Below are 17327 nucleotides of genomic sequence, written 5' to 3' on the forward strand. Positions count from 1 at the left end.
ACCCGGCCACCGCCCCGCTCGCCACCCTGCGCTGAGCCCGGCACCAACGCCCTGGGTCGCAGCCCGGCCCGCCCCGCCCCAATTCGGACTACGGAGTCACCATGACCAGTACCCGGCCGACGCCCGGCATCGGCTTCAAGCGGCACTACACCCCCTACGTCGTCGACGGCGAGGCCGTCTACCTGGTGTCCGAACGCGGCGTCTGCGTCGTCAACGGCTCACTGGCCGAACGGCTGGCGCCGCTCCTGGACGGCACCAGGAGCGCCCACGAGATCGGTGCTGAGCTGGCGCCCGCGGTGCCCGCCGACCGGGTAGCGGTGGCCCTGGACCAACTCGTGGCCGGTGGCTGGGCCGCCGCCTCCGACCCGGGGACCGACCCGGCCGCCGCCGGATTCTTCGAGATGGCGGGCCGCGACGGCGACACGGCCGTCGCCGCGCTGCGGGACGCCCGGGTGCGGGTGGAGGTCTACGGGAAGGTGACACCGGAGCCGTTCGTCGCGGCGCTGCTCGCGGCCGGCGCCGCGCACGTGGCGCTCGCACCGGCGGACGCGCCGCCCGCCGACACCGAGGGTGCCGACCTCGTCGTCGCGCTGACCGACGACTACCTCAACCCCGGCCTTGCGGGCCGGAACGCGGCCGCCCTCGCCTCCGGCACCCCGTGGATGCTCGCCCGTCCGGTCGGTTCGATCGTCTGGGCGGGACCGGTCTTCGTCCCGGACGCACCGGCGTCCGCGGACACCCCGGCCGGAGCGCCCGGCACCGGAACCGGCTGCTGGGAGTGCCTCGCGCACCGGCTCTCCGCCAACCGGCAGTCGCTCAGCTACCTCCAGCACCGGCTGGGCAGGGACCAGCCGGTACCGACCGTCGGGGCGCACCTGGCGCCCACGGCCGCCCTCGGGGTGCAGCTCGCCGCGCTGGAGGCGGCGAAGTGGGCCGCGGGCGTCCGCCCGGAGAAGGCCCAGGTGCTGACGTTCGACACCGTGCTTGCCGAGGCGGAACGCCATGAGCTGGTCCGCCGGCCGCAGTGCCCGTCCTGCGGCGACGCCGCGACCATGGAGCGCCGCCAGCTGGCACCGGTGCGCTTCGAGAGCCGGGCCAAGGCGTTCACCGCGGACGGCGGCCACCGGTCCGCCTCGCCCGAGGACATGCTGCTGAAGTACCGGCCCCAGCTCAGCCCGGTCACCGGTGTGGTGACCACCCTGGTGCCCGCCGAACGGACGCCCGGCGGCCTGCGGGTCTACGTCGCGGGCCAGAACCTCGCCCGCCAGGTCGGCGACCTGCGCCAGCTCCGTACCGGTCTGCGCAGCATCAGCTGCGGCAAGGGGCGGACGGACTCGCAGGCGCGGGCGAGCGCGATGGGCGAGGCGATGGAGCGCTACTCCGGGGTGTTCCAGGGCGACGAGGCGCGCCGCACCGCCCGTTACGAGGAGCTCGGCGAGCAGGCGGTGCACCCGTCCACCAGCCTGCTCTTCAGCGACCGGCAGTTCCGCGAGCGGGAGCTGTGGAACGCCAAGAAGTCGATGTTCAACACCGTGCCCGAGCGGTTCCGCGAGGACGCGGTCATCGAGTGGTCGCCCGCCTGGTCGCTGACGTCGGAGCGCACCCGCTGGCTGCCGACGATGTCGCTGTACTACGGCTACCGGCACAACGGCCCGTTCTTCGCCATGGGCGACTCCAACGGGGCCGCCGCGGGCACCTCGTTCGAGGACGCGACGCTGCAGGGCTTCCTGGAGCTCGTGGAACGTGACGCGGTCGCCCTGTGGTGGTACAACCGCGTCCAGCGACCGGCCGTCGACCTGGACTCCTTCGGCGACCCGTACATCGACCGGATGCGCGAGGTCTACGCGGGCCTGAACCGTGAGATGTGGGCCCTGGACCTGACGGCCGACTTCGGGATCCCGGTGGTGGGCGCGTTCTCCCGGCGGACCGACAAGCCGGCCGAGGACATCCTGATCGCGTTCGGCGCCCACCTCGATCCGCACATCGCGCTGACCCGGGCCCTCACCGAGATGAACCAGTTCCTGTCACCGGTGGCCGACGCCGGTCCCGGCGAGACGACGTACTCGGGCGCCGACCACGAGCAGAAGGCCTGGTGGAAGAGCGCGACGCTGGCCAACCAGCCGTACCTCAGGCCCCTCGACGGCCACGCCCCCGCCGCGGCCGGCCGCTGGGACCCGCTGGCCGCCGACGATCTGCGCACGGACCTCGAGACGGTGCAGCGCCTGGTGGCGGACCACGGCATGGAGATGCTCGTCCTGGACCAGACCCGCCCCGATGTGGGCCTGCCCGTCGCCAAGGTGATCGTCCCCGGGATGCGGCACTTCTGGGCCCGGTTCGCGCCCGGCCGGCTCTACGACGTTCCCGTGCGGCTGGGCTGGAAGGCCGCGCCCACCGCGGAGGCCGACCTCAACCCGACCGCCATCTTCATCTGACCGCAGGACGGAAGGCGCGCCATGACCATCACAGAACAGCCGCTGACCACCGCTGACGCCGAACTGTCCCGGGTACGACGGATGCTGACGCTCCGCCAGGACGTAAAAGTGGCGGCGGAGGGCGACGACGTCGAACTCACCCACCCCTGGGGCCGCCAGCGCGTCCACGCGCTCGGCGCGCCGACCGTGCGCCGGCTGCTGGCGCTGGGCGCCGGACCGGTCGACGCCGACGCGCTGGCCGGGGACCGCGAGGCCGGCCGGCTGCTGAGCCTGCTGGGCCGGTTCCCCTATCTGGTGACCAGCATCCTCGACGACCCGCTGACCGGACCGCTGGCCACCGCCGTGCCGATCGCCCGCTCGGCGGCCACACCCGGCGCGCCGGACCTCGGCACCACGGCCGTGGTGCTGTCCCGGTTCGCCTATCTGCGCAGACTGCCCGACGGACCCGCCGACGGCGGCGGGGGAACGATCGGCCAGGGCTGCGTCATGGAATCCCCGCTGGCGCCCTACCGGGTGACACTGCACCAGTCGGCCGCGGCGGCGTTCGTCGCGGCGCTGACCACGCCGCGCACCGTGGCGGAGGCGGCCGCGCTGGCCGGGCTGCCGGAGCAGTCGGGCGCCGCGCTGGCCGCCCTGCTGGCGGGGACCGGCTTCATGGAGCCCGCCGCGGGTGCCGCGGTGGGCGCCGCCCCCGCGCTCCCGGCGGCGGACCCGCCGCTGTGGGACTTCCACGACCTGCTCTTCCACTCCCGCAGCAGGGCCGGCCGGCACGACTACACCAGCGGCGGCGTCTTCGCCCACCAGGACGTACCGCACCCGCCGGCCCTGCCGGGCGCCGGGAGCAACGAGGACGAGCCGGGTATCGACCTGCCGGTGCCGGACTGGGACGAGGTGACGGCCCGGGACCCGCGGCTGACCGAGGTGCTGGAGGGGCGCCGGTCCATCCGCACCTACGCGGAGACCCCGGTGACGCTGGAGCAGATCGCCGAACTGCTCTACCGGGCGGCCCGGGTCCGTCAGGTGATCCCGCGCGACCCGTCCTCCCCGAACTCGTACGACGCGATCGACCGCCCCTACCCGGCCGGCGGCGCCACGGGCGAGCTGGAGATCTATCTGTCGGTCGCCGCCTGCGAGGGGCTGCCCACCGGGGTCTACCGCTACGACGCCGCCGCACACCGACTGCAGCCGCGCCGTTGGCACGGCGCGGCTGACGAAGCGGCGTTCAGGGAACTGCTGACGGCGGCATGGCGGGCCACCAACTGCACGGTGGATCCGCAGGTGCTGCTGACGGTGACCTCGCGGTTCGGCCGGCTGTCGTGGAAGTACAGCCAGATCGCGTACGCGCTGACGCTCAAGCACGTGGGAGTGCTCTACCAGACCCTCTACCTGGTGGCGACGGCGATGGGTCTGGCACCGTGCGGGCTCGGTTCGGGTGACACCGACGCGGCGGCGCGCGCCCTGGGTCTGGACTGGACGTCGGAGTCCTCGGTGGGGGAGTTCCTGATCGGCAGCCGCCCGGCATCGGGTTCCGGCAGCCTGCCCCAGGGCTTCTGCGACATCGTCGACACGATGCGGGAGCAAGGCTGAGGACGGGGGTCCGTCGTTCCGCCGGCCGCTACAGCCAGTCGTTCTCGCGGGCGATCCTTATGGCGTCGCAGCGGTTCCTGGCGCCGGTCCTGGCGATGGCCGACGAGACGTAGTTGCGCACCGTCCCCGGGGACAGCGACAGCTGGTTCGCGACCTCGCCGATGGTGCTGCCGGCGGCGACCAGCCGCAGGACCGCGAGTTCCCGGCGGGTCGGCGTGTCCGGCCCCGGCCGGATCGCCACCAGCACCAGCTCGGGGTCGAAGACCCGTCGTCCCGCCGCGAGTTCACGGACGGTGCTGATGAGCCGCTCGGGCCGTACGTCCTTGCGGAGCATGCCGTGCACACCGTCGGCGTAGGCGCGCTGCACCTCGTCGGCGCGGGGTGCGGCACCGAGCAGCAGAACGGCCGTCCGCGGGGAGAGCGACCGGATCAGCTCGGCGGTCCGCAGTCCGCCGGCTCCCGGCACGTCGAGATCGACGACCGCGATGTCGGGCCGGTCCCCGGTGGCCTGGGCCACGGCGCTCTCCGCGTCGCACGCCTCGGAGCAGACGGTGAGGTCCGGTTCGCGGTCGAGCAGGGCGCTCAGACCGGAACGGAACAGGTGGTGTCCGTCGGCGAGCAGGACGCTGGTGGTCGTGGTCACGGTGGTCGTCGCGGCCGCCATGGTCAGGGTGGGCGGGAGGTCCTGCGGTCGGTCCAGTGCCGTGGTCATGTTCCCCGTACTCCCTTCGTCCCCGGATACGAACCGCTGCTCAGCCCCAGCCCCAGGTGTCCGGGTGCGTCGGGTCGGGCTCGACCGGCGGGTGGGTGGGCGCCGGGGTGGGCGTCGGAGCCGGCGTGGGGCCGTCGGCCACGACGCTGACGGAGTGGGCGGGAGCGGTGGCGGGGGACGCGGCGCCCAGTGAGCTCCCCACGGAGACGGAGGCACCGAGGATGACAGCGACAGAGGCGATGGATACCGCGAGCTTGCGCATAGGAATGCCCGAGCCTTCCGTTCGTGGGGATCCCGGACTCCCGCCGGGGTCATGGCCGAACCGGTGTGAAACCGGTGGGTGGTGCTGGTGTTGCGCTTCGGATGGTCCGGCTGCCGTGCCGTTCTTCCGACACCATGAGAGTGGCCCGCGGTGGCCCCGGCTGTCAGTAGCCGGAGCTGTCACCAAGCTGCACTGGCACCCTCGGGCCAGCTCCGGCCACCGGTCGGCCCACTCGAACAGCGTCGACGCCCCAACCATCCCTGGCATCACTGGCACCCCTTGAACACCAGCTGTCACAGAGGCCTGCGGCGACTTCCTTACAGCAAGGCGTCAATGGCGCATGGCAGGAAGGTGACACCGACGGTGGACAGGGGTTGCGGGACCGGTAGAAAGGGTTCCCATTGCAACGTTCTGAACTGCGTCTTTACCGCGCGCCCGCGGGCGGTTCGCGATCGATATGTCCGCGCACCCCGCCCGGCCACGCGTTTTCCGCAGAATCGGAGCTTCCGAAGCCCTCACCTAAGGTTGCTGCACCGCTACGCTGACGCCCTGAGTCGGTCGTCGAACACCTTCAGCGGGGTGTTCCTCGACGGCGTTTTTGTCACGGGCGGGTGCGTCGCAGTCTGACCACCCAGGGGAGCTCGGGGGGTACCAGGTGGGAGAACGGCTAGTTCTTGACGCGGTGGCCGAGGGGGTCTATCGGACGATGCTCATGCATCCCGAGTTAGACATCCCCGACGTGGCCGATCTGTTGGAGCAGTCGGTGGAAGCCATACGCGGTTCGCTGGACCAGCTCGCTGACCTCGCGCTGGTCCGCCCGGCAGGACCGACCGGGCGCTGGCGTGCCGTCAATCCGGAGCTGGGGCTCGCCGCCATGCTCGCCCGTCAGGAAGCGGAGGCACAGCGCCGGCAGAACGAGATGGACCGCAGTCGCAACGCGATGGCCAGTCTGATCACCGAGTTCGCGACCACGCGGCCGGCCAGCAGCTCCTCCGGCGTCGAGATCCTCTGCGACCTGAGTGAAGTGCGGCTCCGGCTGGAGGAGTTGGCGGCGGACGCGGCGGGGGAGGTGCTCTCCTTCGCCCCCGGCGGACCGCAGCCGGCCCATGTCATGGAGGCCAGCCGCGACCTGGACCAGGAGACGCTGGACCGCGGGGTACGGATGCGGACCGTCTACCTCGACAGTGTCCGCAACGACCCGGCCACCGTGCAGTACGCGCGCTGGCTCAGCGAGCTGGGCGGCAGTGTGCGCACCACGCCCACCCTGCCGCTGCGCATGATCATCGTCGACGGCAGGACCGCCGTCGTCCCCGTCGATCCCGAAGACCCGCGCAAGGGCGCGGTGCTGCTGCACAGCCCCGGGGTCATCGCGGCACTGCGGGCCCTGTTCGAGCAGGTGTGGGACCAGGCGCGGGCGCTCGGTGAGACGCCGACCCGTGATCCCGCCGGACTCACCGTCCAGGAGCGGCAGTTGCTGCGGCTGCTCGCGTGCGGTCTCACCGACGAACGTGCCGCGCAGCGGCTGGGCGTCTCGCTGCGCACGATCCGTCGCATGATGGCCGACCTCATGACCCGGGTGGACGCGCGCAGCCGCTTCCAGGCCGGTGTGCAGATCGCCGCGATGGGCTGGCTCGGCGCCCGCACACCGGCCCCGCTCGGGGTCGACATCAACGCGGTGCCCGTCGAGTGACCGCGGCGGGGTGAGCGCGTGCGGCCCGGTCGTCGCGTGCTCCGGTCGAGGGTTCGCGGCCGGCGTCGCTCACTGTCGGGTGTCCGGCCCCGCCGGTTCGTCGATGATCCGTTCGGCGAGTTCGGCGAGCCGCAGCTGAGCTGCGGGCGTGCCGGCGCAGGAGGGCGAAGGCGTCGTCGGGGCTGCAGTGGTGGCGTTCGGCGAGGATGCCCTTCGCCTGCTCGATCACGATGCGGCTGTCGAGCGCGTTGTGCAACTGGCCGATCCGCGCCTGCTGTTCGGCCAGGGCTCTGCCGTGCCGGAGGGTGATGGCGGCCGCTTCGGCGAGCGACTGGCCGAGATCCAGGACGGACGGCGTCAGCGTCCCGGCGCGCCGGTGGAACAGCGCCACGGCGCCCTGGGTGCGGTCCGCGCGGCGCAGCGGGATCACTGCCACCGTGGTGAACCCGCAGGCCAGCGCCTGCCCGGTGAAGTGCGGCCAGCGGATGCGGTGCACGGGCCGGCTCAGCGGTGTCTCGGCCAGCCGTGTCCCGGACCGCAGGACGTCGTGGCCGGGCCCCTGGCCCTTGTCGAGCTGGATCCGGGCCAGCCGGCCCACCGCCTCGGCGCCGGCCGGGTCGGCGGCGGACGCCGCGGTGTGCAGGGAGTGGTCACCGGCCGGGCCCTGGCCCTGCGCGAGGACGGTGGCGGCGTCGAGGTCCAACAGGTCCACGGTGTGGTCGGCCAGCCGCTGCAGGAGCCCGACGCAGTCCTGGCTGTCGTCGAGGGCCTGGGAGAGAGCGAGGAAGGCATCGGCCAGCCGGACCTCCCGCAGCGTGGAGGACATGATGCGGTGCCGCCTTCCTCGCGGTGCTCGGGGCCCCGGATCCGCACGCCCCCGGCCAGCGTCCCAGCTCGGGGGTCCGCCCGCCACGGCATTCCCCGACCGGGCGGCCACCCGCTGCGGTCCCGGCATGCGGACGGCCGCCGCCGTACCCGGAGGTACGACGGCGGCCGGGAAGTGCCGTTCGGTCAGTGGTGCAGCCAGCTCTGCAGTGCCAGGGCCGGGACGAAGCGGGCCGCGTCGAGGGTGCCGATGCCGGTCGCCATGTCATAGCCCTTCACCGCGGTATAGCCGGTGACACCGTCATAGGTGTTGTTCGTACCGTCCGCGACGTCCACGACGCCCGTGAACGGGTTGTGCGGGGCCTGCTGGGACAGCGCGTACAGCGCGCTGTGGATGTCGCCCACCCGGTGCCCCGCGAGCTGGTCGGCCAGCGCCACGATGCCCGCGAAGAGCGGACTCGACTCGCTCGTACCGCCGTTGACGCCCCAGCCGACCGACGTCGGGTCGTAGCTGGAGTACACCCAGGCGCCCCCGTCGACCGCTGCGGCCATCGAGATGTCCGGCGTGCCGCGGTGGTTGCCGACGATGCCCTTGACGCCGTTCTGGTACGCGGGACGGCCGAAGACGTGGGACTGGCCACCGCCACTGGCGCCGTAGTCGTTGTAGACACTGTCCGGCGCGGTGCGGTTGCCCGCGTCGTTCAGGTGCAGCTGGGTGCCGCCGATCGAGGTGACCAGCGGGTCCGACGACGGCCAGGAGTTGACCTGGTAGGGGTAGTTGGCGCTGCCGTCCTCGATGTAGTCCGTGGCACCGCTGTCACCGGAGGACCCCAGCACCGTCACCCCGTGCCTGGCCGCGTCCTTGAACGCGTACCGCAGCTTCTCGATGCTCGAGAAGTTGCCCTGCTCGAAGCCGGGGAAGGTGTTCTCGGTCGCCCCGAAGCTCTGCGAGATGACATCACCGATGCCGCGGTCGATCAGCGACTTCTCGGCGTCCATCATCTCCGGCAGGCCGACGACGCCCTCGGTCTCGGCGACCGCCGTCTCCACCAGGATGATCTTCGCGTCCGGCGCCACGGCGTGCGCCATCTCCACGTCCAGCGTGGACTCACCCGCCCAGCCGGTCATGTCCGGGTTCGTGGCGTCCCACGGCGGGACGTTGCCCCACTTGACCACCTGCACCGGCGCGCTCTTGATGCCGAACTGCGCGCTGTACACGTCCAGGTCGTGCTGGATCGTCGGCGAGCCGAACGAGTCCACGATGACGATCGTGCGGCCCTTGCCGGTGATGCCGGCCCGGTACAGCGGGTTCAGGTTGTACGCCTGCCGGTACTGGGTCGGGGTGTAGCAGTTGATCCCCCACTTGGCCTGGCACTGCTCGATGCTGAGCGGGCCGTCGGCGGCGCGGACCAGTTGGTGCCCTTCAACGGCCGGTACCACCCTGACCACCGGGGCCTTGGCGGCAGGCGCCGCGGTGGCGGCCCCTGACAGCGGGGCGGATATGAGCGCTGCGGCTGTGAGGGCGGTGGCCCCGGCCGCTGCGACCACGGCACGCTGCCGCGGACGAACTCTGGGCATGGATCCTCCTTGTATGGAGTCGGGCCGCGCTGGGCGGCTGCCGTGATCACATCCGTACATCATGAGCAGGACAAGCGTGTTGGCGGATTACTGCCGACGGCTTTACCTGGGAGCCGATAACTTTGCGGAGCCATTACCCGGGCGGTCTCCGCTGCCCCTGCCGTCTCAGCGCTCCCCGTCGTCCGCCACCGGATCGAAACGGACCGGCGCCTCGGAGTTGGCCCGCCGGGCGGTGCGCCGGAACGTGATGAGGACGGCGGGCCCCGCGACCAGGATGCAGATGAAGTTGGTGACGGCCCGGCCGGTGTCCCGGCCCAGCGACGTGGCGAGGTCGAAGGCCAGGTAGCGGTGCCAATGCTCGGTGAGCGGCAGCCCCGGCAGACAGGCGATCGAGCTGTTGGGGTCGAGCGAGAACGGCCAGAACGACAGGTTCAGCAGGAAGCCGCCTGACGACTCAAGGACGACTCAAGCCCTGACGACCGCGACCCGCGGTGCGTGCGTGCCCGGTCACCCCGCCAACGGCCGCCCGCACCGCAGGTTCCACCGTCCTGCGCGGCCGACCAGCTCGGTGACCGTCAGCGGCAGGACGTCCAGCCGCCAGAACGCCTGCGGCGGCAGGCCGACGGCGTGCACGACCGCGGCCCGCACGACCGCGGGCTCCGCGACCGCGAGCACCCGCCCGCCGTCCGGCGCCCCGCCGTCCAGCCAGCCGCCGACCCGTTCGCAGAGCTCCGTCAGCGATTCGCCGCCGTGCGGGGCCGCGGCGGGGTCCGACAGCCAGCCGGCCACCGCCTCCGGCTCGGCGGCCGAGACCTCGTCCAGCCGGAGCCCCCGCCAGCGGCCCATGTCCCAGTCCCGCAACGGCGGCTGCTCCCCTGCGGTGATGCCGAGGAGCTCCGCGGTCCGCCGGCAGCGCTCCGACGAGGCGGTCAAGTACGCGGTCGCGCCCGGCAGTCCGGGCGCGCCGGCGCGCGCCCGGCGCTCTCCGGCGTCGGTCAGCGGGCTGGTTCCGTCGTCGAACCGCGCCTCCGCGAAGGCCTGGCTCTCCGCCGACGAGACCAAGAACACACGCACCGTCATCCCCGCTACCCCTCCCTTGTCGCACCGGCCCCACAGCGGAACACATCGTCGCAGGTTGGCGCGTATCGCCTTCGCGCACGCCCTTGGCCGCGGGTGTCGCTTCACGGTACGGTTCAGCCCGACCCGACGACGGTGTGAACGGAAGCACGGTGAAAATCCGGCACGGTCGCGCCACTGTGAAACCGGCTCACCCCGGTAAGTCAGACCCGGCACCTTCGTCAACAGCACCACCAAGTGGGACGCGTGTTCCCGAGGAGGCACTGCCATGGCCCAGTCCGCTGCACCCGCGGCCGCCAGCCCAGCCCTACCCATCACCCCGCTGCCGCTGAAGGCGATCCTGCCCTGGGCAGTGTTCTTCGGCATGCTCGCGCTCGTTCTGCTGTACTTCGTCGGTGCGGAGCAGGGCGCCACGTCCCTGGTCGCCGGATCGGACGTTCACGAGTGGGTCCACGACGGGCGCCATCTGCTCGGCTTCCCCTGCCACTGATCGGAAGCCGCTCCAATGAACTCCACCACTGTGCGCTCCCTGCTGGTCCGGGGGATGCTCGCCGGGCTCGTCGCCGGTCTGCTGGCCCTCGTCGTCGCCTATCTCATGGGCGAACCGAGGGTCGACGCGGCCATCGCCTTCGAGGACTCCCACTCCCACGAACACGAGATGGAGATCGTCAGCCGCTCCCTGCAGTCCACCGCGGGACTGGCGACCGGCGTTCTGATCTTCGGCGTCTCGCTGGGCGGGATAGCGGCCCTCGCGTTCTGCTTCGCCCTGGGCCGCGTCGGCCGCTTCTCCCCGCGGGCCACCGCCGTGCTCATCTCGGGCGCGGCGCTGCTCACCGTCTACGTGGTGCCGTTCCTGAAGTATCCGGCCAACCCGCCGTCGATCGGCGACCCGGAGACCATCGGTAAACGCACCACCCTGTACTTCCTCATGATCGCGCTGAGCGTGCTGCTCGCGGTGGCCGCCGTCATCCTCGGCAAGCGGCTGGCACCGCGGCTGACCACCTGGTACGCCAGTGTCGTGGCCGGTGTCGCGTATCTGGTCGCCATCGGGCTGGCCTACGCGTTCCTGCCCGCGATCAACGAAGTGCCCGCGGACTTCTCCGCCACTCTCCTGTGGCAGTTCCGCCTTGCGGCCGTGGCCATCCAACTCACCCTGTGGACCGCCTTCGCCCTGACGTTCGGCTATCTCGCCGAACGCGTACTCACCCCCCGGCCCGCCAAGAGCGAGGCCGCGGAGGCGAACAGCGAGAGCAACACGGCGGCACGGACGGCCGCCTCCGCCGGCTGACACCGACCGACGTCCACCTGACACGACCGACAGCCCGCCGGGGCCCGCCCCGGCGGGCTGTCGGTCGCGCCGCGCTGTGCCGGGACCCGGCACGGAGCCGAAGGAGTCCGCGTGACCGCCCCCTTTCCCACGCCGTACGCGGCCCGGCCCTGCACCCTGGTGGTGTGCCGGGGGTGCTGCTGCGGCAATGCGAGCAAGCACCCGGGCACCGACCACCAGCGGCAGTTGGACCGGCTGAGCGCCGCGGCCGCGGACTCCGGCGGCCGGCTCGCGCTGCGCACCACCGACTGCCTGGGGCCCTGCGACCAGGCGAACATCGTGGTCGTCCAGCCGTCCGCCGAAGGACGCCGCAAGGGCGGCCGGGCCGTATGGATCGGCTTCGCCACCGATGACGGCTCCACCGACGACATCCTCGCCTGGGTGGCGTCGGGCGGCCCCGGCGAGACCGAACCACCCGCCTCCCTCGCCCTCCAGATCGTCAGCCCACGGCGCGCGACCCCGCTGCGCCGGCGCCGCTGACCTTCCGCCGCGAGCGCCGCGGCACGGCGGGCACTGGGCCGCCCGGACCACGGGGACCGGAGCCGCCGCGCGGCGCTGATCAAGAGTCCTGGCCTGCCCTTACGCTCACCCGCGTGGCAAGAATCGTGGATGCGGTCAAACGGTTGGTGATCGGGCGGGCGTTGCCGAGCGAGGGGTTGCAGGAGACGCTGCTGCCCAAGCGGCTGGCGCTGCCGATCTTTGCGTCGGACCCGCTGTCGTCGGTCGCGTACGCCACGCAGGAGATCCTGCTGGTCCTCACCCTCGGCGGGCTGGCGTATCTGCACCTGACGACCTGGGTGGCGATGGCGGTCGTCGGGCTGATGGCCGTCGTGGTGCTCTCCTACCGGCAGGTCGTGCACGCCTACCCGTCCGGCGGCGGATCGTACGAGGTGGTCGCCACGAACCTCGGCCCGTCCGCCGGGCTCGTCGTGGCCGCGTCATTGCTCGTCGACTACGTGATGACCGTCGCGGTGTCCGTCGCCTCCGGCGTCGACAACATCATCTCGGCGATCCCGTCCGTCAACGAGTACCGGACCGTGATGGCGGTCGCCTTCGTCGCGCTGCTGGCGGCGATCAACCTGCGGGGGACGAGGGAGTCGGGGCGGGCGTTCGCCGCTCCCACCTATCTGTTCATCGCGGGCGTGCTGATCATGTGCGCCACCGGACTGTTCCGCTGGCTGGTGGGCGACGCGCCGGTGGCGGAGTCCGCCGCGTACGGCATCACGCCGGAGCCGGGCGACACCAACCTCGCGGGTCTGGCGCTGCTGATGCTGGGGCTGCGCGCGTTCTCCAGCGGTTGTACCGCACTGACCGGTGTCGAGGCGATCTCGAACGGCGTGCCCGCGTTCCGCAAGCCCAAGTCCCGCAACGCGGCCTCCACCATGACCGCGATGGGCCTGATCGCGGTGGTGATGTTCTCCGGCATCACCGCGATCGCGATGATCTCGGACGTCCACATCACCGAGGACACCTGCCGGCTGACCGGCTTCTCCGGGGACTGCGCGACCACTCCGCAGCGCACCGTCATCGCCCAGCTGGCCGCCGCGATCTTCGGCGGTGAACACAGCTTCGGCTTCTTCTTCATCCAGGCCGCCACCGCCCTGGTGCTGGTGCTGGCCGCCAACACCGCCTTCAACGGTTTCCCGTTGCTGTCGTCGATCCTGGCGCAGCACCGCTACCTGCCCCGTCAGCTGCACACCCGCGGTGACCGGCTCGCGTTCTCCAACGGCATCGTCGCGCTGGCCGTCGTCGCAGGCGCCCTGTTGTGGGCCTTCCACGCGTCGGTCACCAATCTGATCCACCTGTACATCCTGGGCGTCTTCACCTCGTTCACGCTCTCGCAGACCGGGATGGTCCGGCACTGGAACCGCGCGCTGCGCACCGAGACCGATCCGGCCCAGCGCCGCCGGCACCGGACGGCACGGGTGATCAACGGTGTCGGGGCGTTCGTCACCGGACTGGTGCTGGTGATCGTGCTCATCACCAAGTTCACCGAGGGCGCGTATCTGGCGGTGATCGCCGCGGTGGTCCTGTGGGTGAACATGCGCGCCATCCGGCGGCACTACGACAGAACCGCCGCCGAACTGGCGGTCACCGAACCGGCGGAGGAACTGGCGCTGCCGGCCCGGGTGCACGCCATCGTGCTGGTCTCCAAGATCCACAAACCGACGCTGCGAGCCCTGGCCTACGCCCGCGCCTGCCGCCCCGACACCCTCGAAGCCCTCACCGTCGACGTCGACCGCGACGAGACGAAGGCGCTGCATACCGCGTGGGACACCTTCGACGTGCAGGTGCCGCTCAAGACCCTGGCGTCGCCCTACCGGGAGATCACCCGGCCGGTCGTGGGATACGTGCGGTCGCTGAACCGCGCCAGCCCGCGCGACATCGTCAGCGTGTTCATCCCCGAGTACGTCGTCGGGCACTGGTGGGAGAACGGGCTGCACAACCAGTCCGCGCTGTGGCTCAAGAGCCGGCTGCTGTTCACCCCCGGGGTCATGGTCATCAGCGTGCCCTGGCAGCTCAGTTCATCTCAGCTCAGGCCGCACCGCCCGACCCGCCGTGCCCCCGGCTCCGTCCGCCGCGGCGAACCCGACCCGGTGCTCCGGGCGGGCGTCGGCGCCGCCGCGGGGAAGCCGGAGGCCGGACGGGAAGAACCTCCGCGCCCCGGTGGCCCGCGCTGAACGGCGGGCCCAGGGGAGCCGTCTCAGTCCGGGGGCATGGACACACCCCGGTCCTGTAACGCCGCGCGGGCCGCTGCCGGGCCGTCGGTGACCGGGTACCCGTCGACCGTGCGGCCGTCGACCAGGCCGGCCCTGACCCGGCAGCGGACCCGTTCGACGGCGGGGGAGCCGATGAAGGCGTCCGAGACCTGCATGAGCCAGGCCGCCTCGGCCTCGACACTCGCCCGGACCTTCGGCGGTACGTACCCCTCACAACCGCCCGGGGTGGAGCGGCGTCCCGAGCGGGCGGCCTCCAGGGCCGCGGCGATGGTCGCCGCCTCCACGATGGGCGCCAGCCGTTCCGAGGCCGCGTCCAGGCCCGACCCCTCCGCCTCGGCGGTCCAGGCCGCGACCTCCGGATGGAAGTACGGGCGCAGCGCCAGATGCCCGTCCCGGATCTCGATGATGCGGCGGTACAGCGCGAACTGGGCGCCGAGCGGCAGGATGCGGCCGAGCCGCAGGGCGGGCCCGGCCAGGGTGATCTCCGGCAGCGCGGCGTGCATCGCGGTCCACAGCGGACCGATCCGCCGGTAGCCGTGCCAGGCCCGCAGCCAGCCGGCCGGGGTGGGCAGCGCCCGCCCGTTCGGCAGCCGGTCCCGTAACCCGGCGGCCGCGTCGTACGCCGCGCTCCAGGGCGGGCCGATCCAGCGGTAGCCGCGCCAGGCCCGCAGCCGGACCAGCCCCCGCCGGACGCGGGCCGCCACGGGTGGCCCCCACGCGGAGGACATCGTCCCGCCCAGCCCCAGTGCCAGGCAGACCATGCCGGCCAGCGCCGACACCGTGCTCTCGCAGCCGTCCTCGCGGCCGGTGCCCAGCGCGGAGAGCACATCGCCCAGACTCCACACCGTCCACAGCAGCCCCAGGGCCGCGCTCGCGGTGATCAGTCCGAGCCCGCCGCGCAGCAGCCGCGACCGGATGTACCGGGTGCAGCGCCGGATCAGCACGATGAACACCATCAGGCACCAGGCGGTGTGCAGCGTGAGCAGGGTGTTGTACGCCGCCAGGAACCCCTCGCGCCCGTCGGCCGCGACCAGGTCCCGGCCGTCGCGGGTCACCCCGGCACACAGATACGCGACCAGGCTGGCGACCATGACCACCGACGTGCCGGTGAGCTGCCGGCGGACCGCTGTGCGGCTGTACGGCTCGGTCCCCGCCGAGCGCGCGACCAGCGCGAGGAACGCCATCGCCGCCAGATTGCAGCACTGTCCCGCGGGCGCGGTCCACAGCGCGAACGGCCCGGCCCGGCCCGCCAGCCGGGTCGTCGCCGGGGCCAGGACGGCGAGCGAGCTCCCCATGGACACCGCACAGCCGAACAGATGGCGTACGGGAGTGCCGGTCGGAGTCCCCCGGGTGGTGAGAAGCCGCCAGCAGACGCCCGCCAGGACGATCAAGCAGCCGGTCAAGGCGACCGCGTCGGTCACCTATCGGTCCCCGGACCGGGAAACGTCCGACCGGGAAGCGTGCGCAAGGGTCCGACGACCGCGGTGGTCCGGATCGGGGCGGCGCCGGCGAGTCCGACGATCGGCCCGAGCCGGGCGAACGCCTCGGCGATGTCGAGGCTGCCCTCCAAGGGGAACCAGGCCTCGCGTGAGCGCCTGACCTTGCGGGCCGGACGGTGCAGGGCGAGCGAGGCGATGAGCTCGGCCTCCTGCTCCTGGGCGTCGGAGTAGACGCTGCGCCCCAGGACCCGCCGGACCAGCTCGCCCGACAGATGCGGCAGCAGCACCCGCGACGCCGACGAGCCGAGGTGCGCGACGCCGGTGTGGCCGCAGACGAGGTGTCCCACCTCGTGCAGCAGTATGTGCTGTTGATGCAGGGCGCTGGTGCTGGTCGGATAGCCGATGTAGTCGGCCCGGTCGGTGGTCACCAGCATGCCGCAGGGTGTGCACGCGTGGGGCGGTAACGGCACCAGCACCAGGGGCCGGCCCCGCTGTTCCGCCAGTGCGTCGGTGAAGCCGGTGGCGTCGAACGGCCGTGGCAGTGGCAGCGCCGCCACGGTTCGCCGACATCGCCGCCACAACATTTTGTTCTGCTGTTCCGCGTAGTCCCCCATAAGACCCTCCCCGGGCAAGGCACCGCACAACGATCAGCAACCACTCATGAGCGATATGAGCGATGAGCGATCCTATGCCCAGGGGTGGACCAGTGGATATCAGTCCGCGCGGCGCAATCCCGCCTCTCTGCGGGCAATGACTTCGATCATGTCGCTGATGGTGCCGAGGCCCTCGGGCGACAGGTTGACCGCGCGCAACGCCACCTCGCGTACTCCTGCGTCCCGCAGCGCCCCGAGGAGCTGGAGCTCCTGCGCGATCTGGGCGCTCTGTTGGTCGTCGAAGAAATACATCGGCGGCACCTGGAAGAATTGAGCCAGTGCTTCGAGGTGACGTTTGGTCGGATTGTCCCTTCGGCCCGTGCGCAGTTGCCACAAATAAGTGGCTGAAAAGCTCTCCCCGGTGGCCTCGCGGCACGCCCGCGCCACTTCCTCGTGGGTGTACGGCGTGTGGTCCGGTCCGCGGACGACGTCGAACAGCCGGTCGATCTTGTCCGCGAGCGTCGGGGTGCCGGACATCGGATCAGGCACCGCATACCTCCCTTGGTCGAGTGCCCTGCGTATCGCCTGTGGTAAGCGCGGGTGGGGTCCGCTCTGCGTCTCACGCATCTTAGTTGGTGACGCGCGGGTTCTGACCGCCTTGGCTGTGGAGACCGGGTGCATGTTCGCCGGGTCCCGAGGGACTCCCCAACTGGCTTGAAACGAGCGATTGTTGGCCTGACATCCGATCTGTCGTCCTGTCAGATGTACGCCGTGTCCGACTGTTGACGGCCGGGAGGACGCGTGCCAGCCTGTCAGCGGAGATGAATGAGGGAGCAAATCTCATTCACATCAGTCTCTGTTCCTTTGCGCCACACAGACCCTCCCGGCTGCCGGGAGCGTCGGGCGCGACCGCGCCCGACGATGCGTCACATCACGGAAAAGGAGCACAACATGAAGAAGATCGTTGTCCGCAAGGCCGGCACCGTCCGTCTGACCTCCGCCGCGACGTCCTGCTACTGCGGTGGCACGCCCGTCCTCGCCTGACCCAACCCTTACGGGCCGCGGCGAGCCGGTCGAGACCGGTC

Annotated in this window: 15 protein-coding genes and 1 pseudogene; 7 read left to right on the top strand and 9 right to left on the bottom strand. The window is 71.8% G+C overall.

What is annotated here, in order from left to right:
* The first annotated feature begins 101 nt into the window (after positions 1 to 101).
* Both O3W51_RS40335 and O3W51_RS40340 read left to right on the top strand, forming a co-directional pair.
* The gene (locus O3W51_RS40335) at positions 102 to 2432 is read left to right on the top strand and encodes a TOMM precursor leader peptide-binding protein (protein ID WP_138352533.1); all 2331 of its coding nucleotides are present in this window, start codon (positions 102 to 104) and stop codon (positions 2430 to 2432) included.
* A gap of 21 nt (positions 2433 to 2453) precedes the next feature.
* The gene (locus tag O3W51_RS40340; protein WP_138352534.1) at positions 2454 to 4019 is read left to right on the top strand and encodes a SagB/ThcOx family dehydrogenase; all 1566 of its coding nucleotides are present in this window, start codon (positions 2454 to 2456) and stop codon (positions 4017 to 4019) included.
* A 28-nt stretch (positions 4020 to 4047) separates the two neighbouring features.
* On the opposite strand, the gene O3W51_RS40345 is transcribed toward O3W51_RS40340, so the two are convergent.
* On the bottom strand, positions 4048 to 4731 hold the full coding sequence (locus O3W51_RS40345) for a response regulator transcription factor (protein WP_138352536.1): 684 nt from the start codon (positions 4729 to 4731) through the stop codon (positions 4048 to 4050).
* Positions 4732 to 4771: 40 nt separating this feature from the next.
* On the bottom strand, positions 4772 to 4993 hold the full coding sequence (locus O3W51_RS40350; RefSeq protein WP_138352537.1) for a hypothetical protein: 222 nt from the start codon (positions 4991 to 4993) through the stop codon (positions 4772 to 4774).
* A gap of 712 nt (positions 4994 to 5705) precedes the next feature.
* Here O3W51_RS40350 and O3W51_RS40355 point away from each other — a divergent pair.
* The gene (locus O3W51_RS40355; RefSeq protein ID WP_232485165.1) at positions 5706 to 6683 is read left to right on the top strand and encodes a LuxR C-terminal-related transcriptional regulator; all 978 of its coding nucleotides are present in this window, start codon (positions 5706 to 5708) and stop codon (positions 6681 to 6683) included.
* Here the strand turns inward: O3W51_RS40355 and O3W51_RS40360 are convergent.
* The 4 genes and pseudogenes from O3W51_RS40360 to O3W51_RS40375 form a co-directional block, all read right to left on the bottom strand.
* Entirely contained in the window at positions 6661 to 7509 is an 849-nt protein-coding gene (locus tag O3W51_RS40360; RefSeq protein WP_269288811.1) for a GAF and ANTAR domain-containing protein, read from the bottom strand. The genes O3W51_RS40355 and O3W51_RS40360 overlap by 23 nt on opposite strands.
* 185 nt (positions 7510 to 7694) lie before the next feature.
* A complete protein-coding gene (locus tag O3W51_RS40365) occupies positions 7695 to 9086 on the bottom strand; it encodes a S53 family peptidase (RefSeq protein ID WP_138352540.1) in 1392 nt (463 codons plus the stop codon).
* Between the two features lie 165 nt (positions 9087 to 9251).
* Positions 9252 to 9530: pseudogene (locus O3W51_RS40370) on the bottom strand (ECF transporter S component); the annotation flags it as partial.
* 63 nt (positions 9531 to 9593) lie between these two features.
* Positions 9594 to 10166, bottom strand: coding sequence for a histidine phosphatase family protein (locus tag O3W51_RS40375; RefSeq protein ID WP_138352542.1), 573 nt, complete (start codon positions 10164 to 10166; stop codon positions 9594 to 9596).
* Between the two features lie 265 nt (positions 10167 to 10431).
* Here O3W51_RS40375 and O3W51_RS40380 point away from each other — a divergent pair, with 265 nt between their 5' ends.
* From O3W51_RS40380 to O3W51_RS40395, 4 genes are all read left to right on the top strand, one after another.
* The gene (locus O3W51_RS40380; RefSeq protein WP_138352543.1) at positions 10432 to 10653 is read left to right on the top strand and encodes a CbtB domain-containing protein; all 222 of its coding nucleotides are present in this window, start codon (positions 10432 to 10434) and stop codon (positions 10651 to 10653) included.
* 15 nt (positions 10654 to 10668) lie between these two features.
* The gene (locus tag O3W51_RS40385) at positions 10669 to 11451 is read left to right on the top strand and encodes a CbtA family protein (protein WP_138352545.1); all 783 of its coding nucleotides are present in this window, start codon (positions 10669 to 10671) and stop codon (positions 11449 to 11451) included.
* A gap of 111 nt (positions 11452 to 11562) precedes the next feature.
* Entirely contained in the window at positions 11563 to 11970 is a 408-nt protein-coding gene (locus tag O3W51_RS40390; RefSeq protein WP_138352546.1) for a (2Fe-2S) ferredoxin domain-containing protein, read from the top strand.
* A gap of 113 nt (positions 11971 to 12083) precedes the next feature.
* Positions 12084 to 14171, top strand: a complete 2088-nt coding sequence (locus tag O3W51_RS40395; RefSeq protein WP_269288813.1) for an APC family permease — start codon at positions 12084 to 12086, stop codon at positions 14169 to 14171.
* A gap of 23 nt (positions 14172 to 14194) precedes the next feature.
* Here O3W51_RS40395 and O3W51_RS40400 read toward each other — a convergent pair whose 3' ends face one another.
* From O3W51_RS40400 to O3W51_RS40410, 3 genes are all read right to left on the bottom strand, one after another.
* Positions 14195 to 15631 carry an MAB_1171c family putative transporter gene (locus tag O3W51_RS40400; protein WP_138352550.1) on the bottom strand — a complete coding sequence of 479 codons (1437 nt, stop codon included), beginning with the start codon at positions 15629 to 15631 and terminating at the stop codon, positions 14195 to 14197.
* Positions 15628 to 16263 carry a hypothetical protein gene (locus O3W51_RS40405; RefSeq protein ID WP_187145128.1) on the bottom strand — a complete coding sequence of 212 codons (636 nt, stop codon included), beginning with the start codon at positions 16261 to 16263 and terminating at the stop codon, positions 15628 to 15630. The genes O3W51_RS40400 and O3W51_RS40405 overlap by 4 nt, the downstream gene beginning before the upstream one ends.
* Before the next feature lie 99 nt (positions 16264 to 16362).
* The gene (locus O3W51_RS40410; RefSeq protein WP_138352587.1) at positions 16363 to 16779 is read right to left on the bottom strand and encodes a helix-turn-helix domain-containing protein; all 417 of its coding nucleotides are present in this window, start codon (positions 16777 to 16779) and stop codon (positions 16363 to 16365) included.
* Positions 16780 to 17327 lie beyond the last annotated feature (548 nt).

Source organism: Streptomyces sp. H39-C1 (genome assembly GCF_027158125.1).
GTDB classification, from domain to species: Bacteria; Actinomycetota; Actinomycetes; order Streptomycetales; family Streptomycetaceae; genus Actinacidiphila; species Actinacidiphila fildesensis.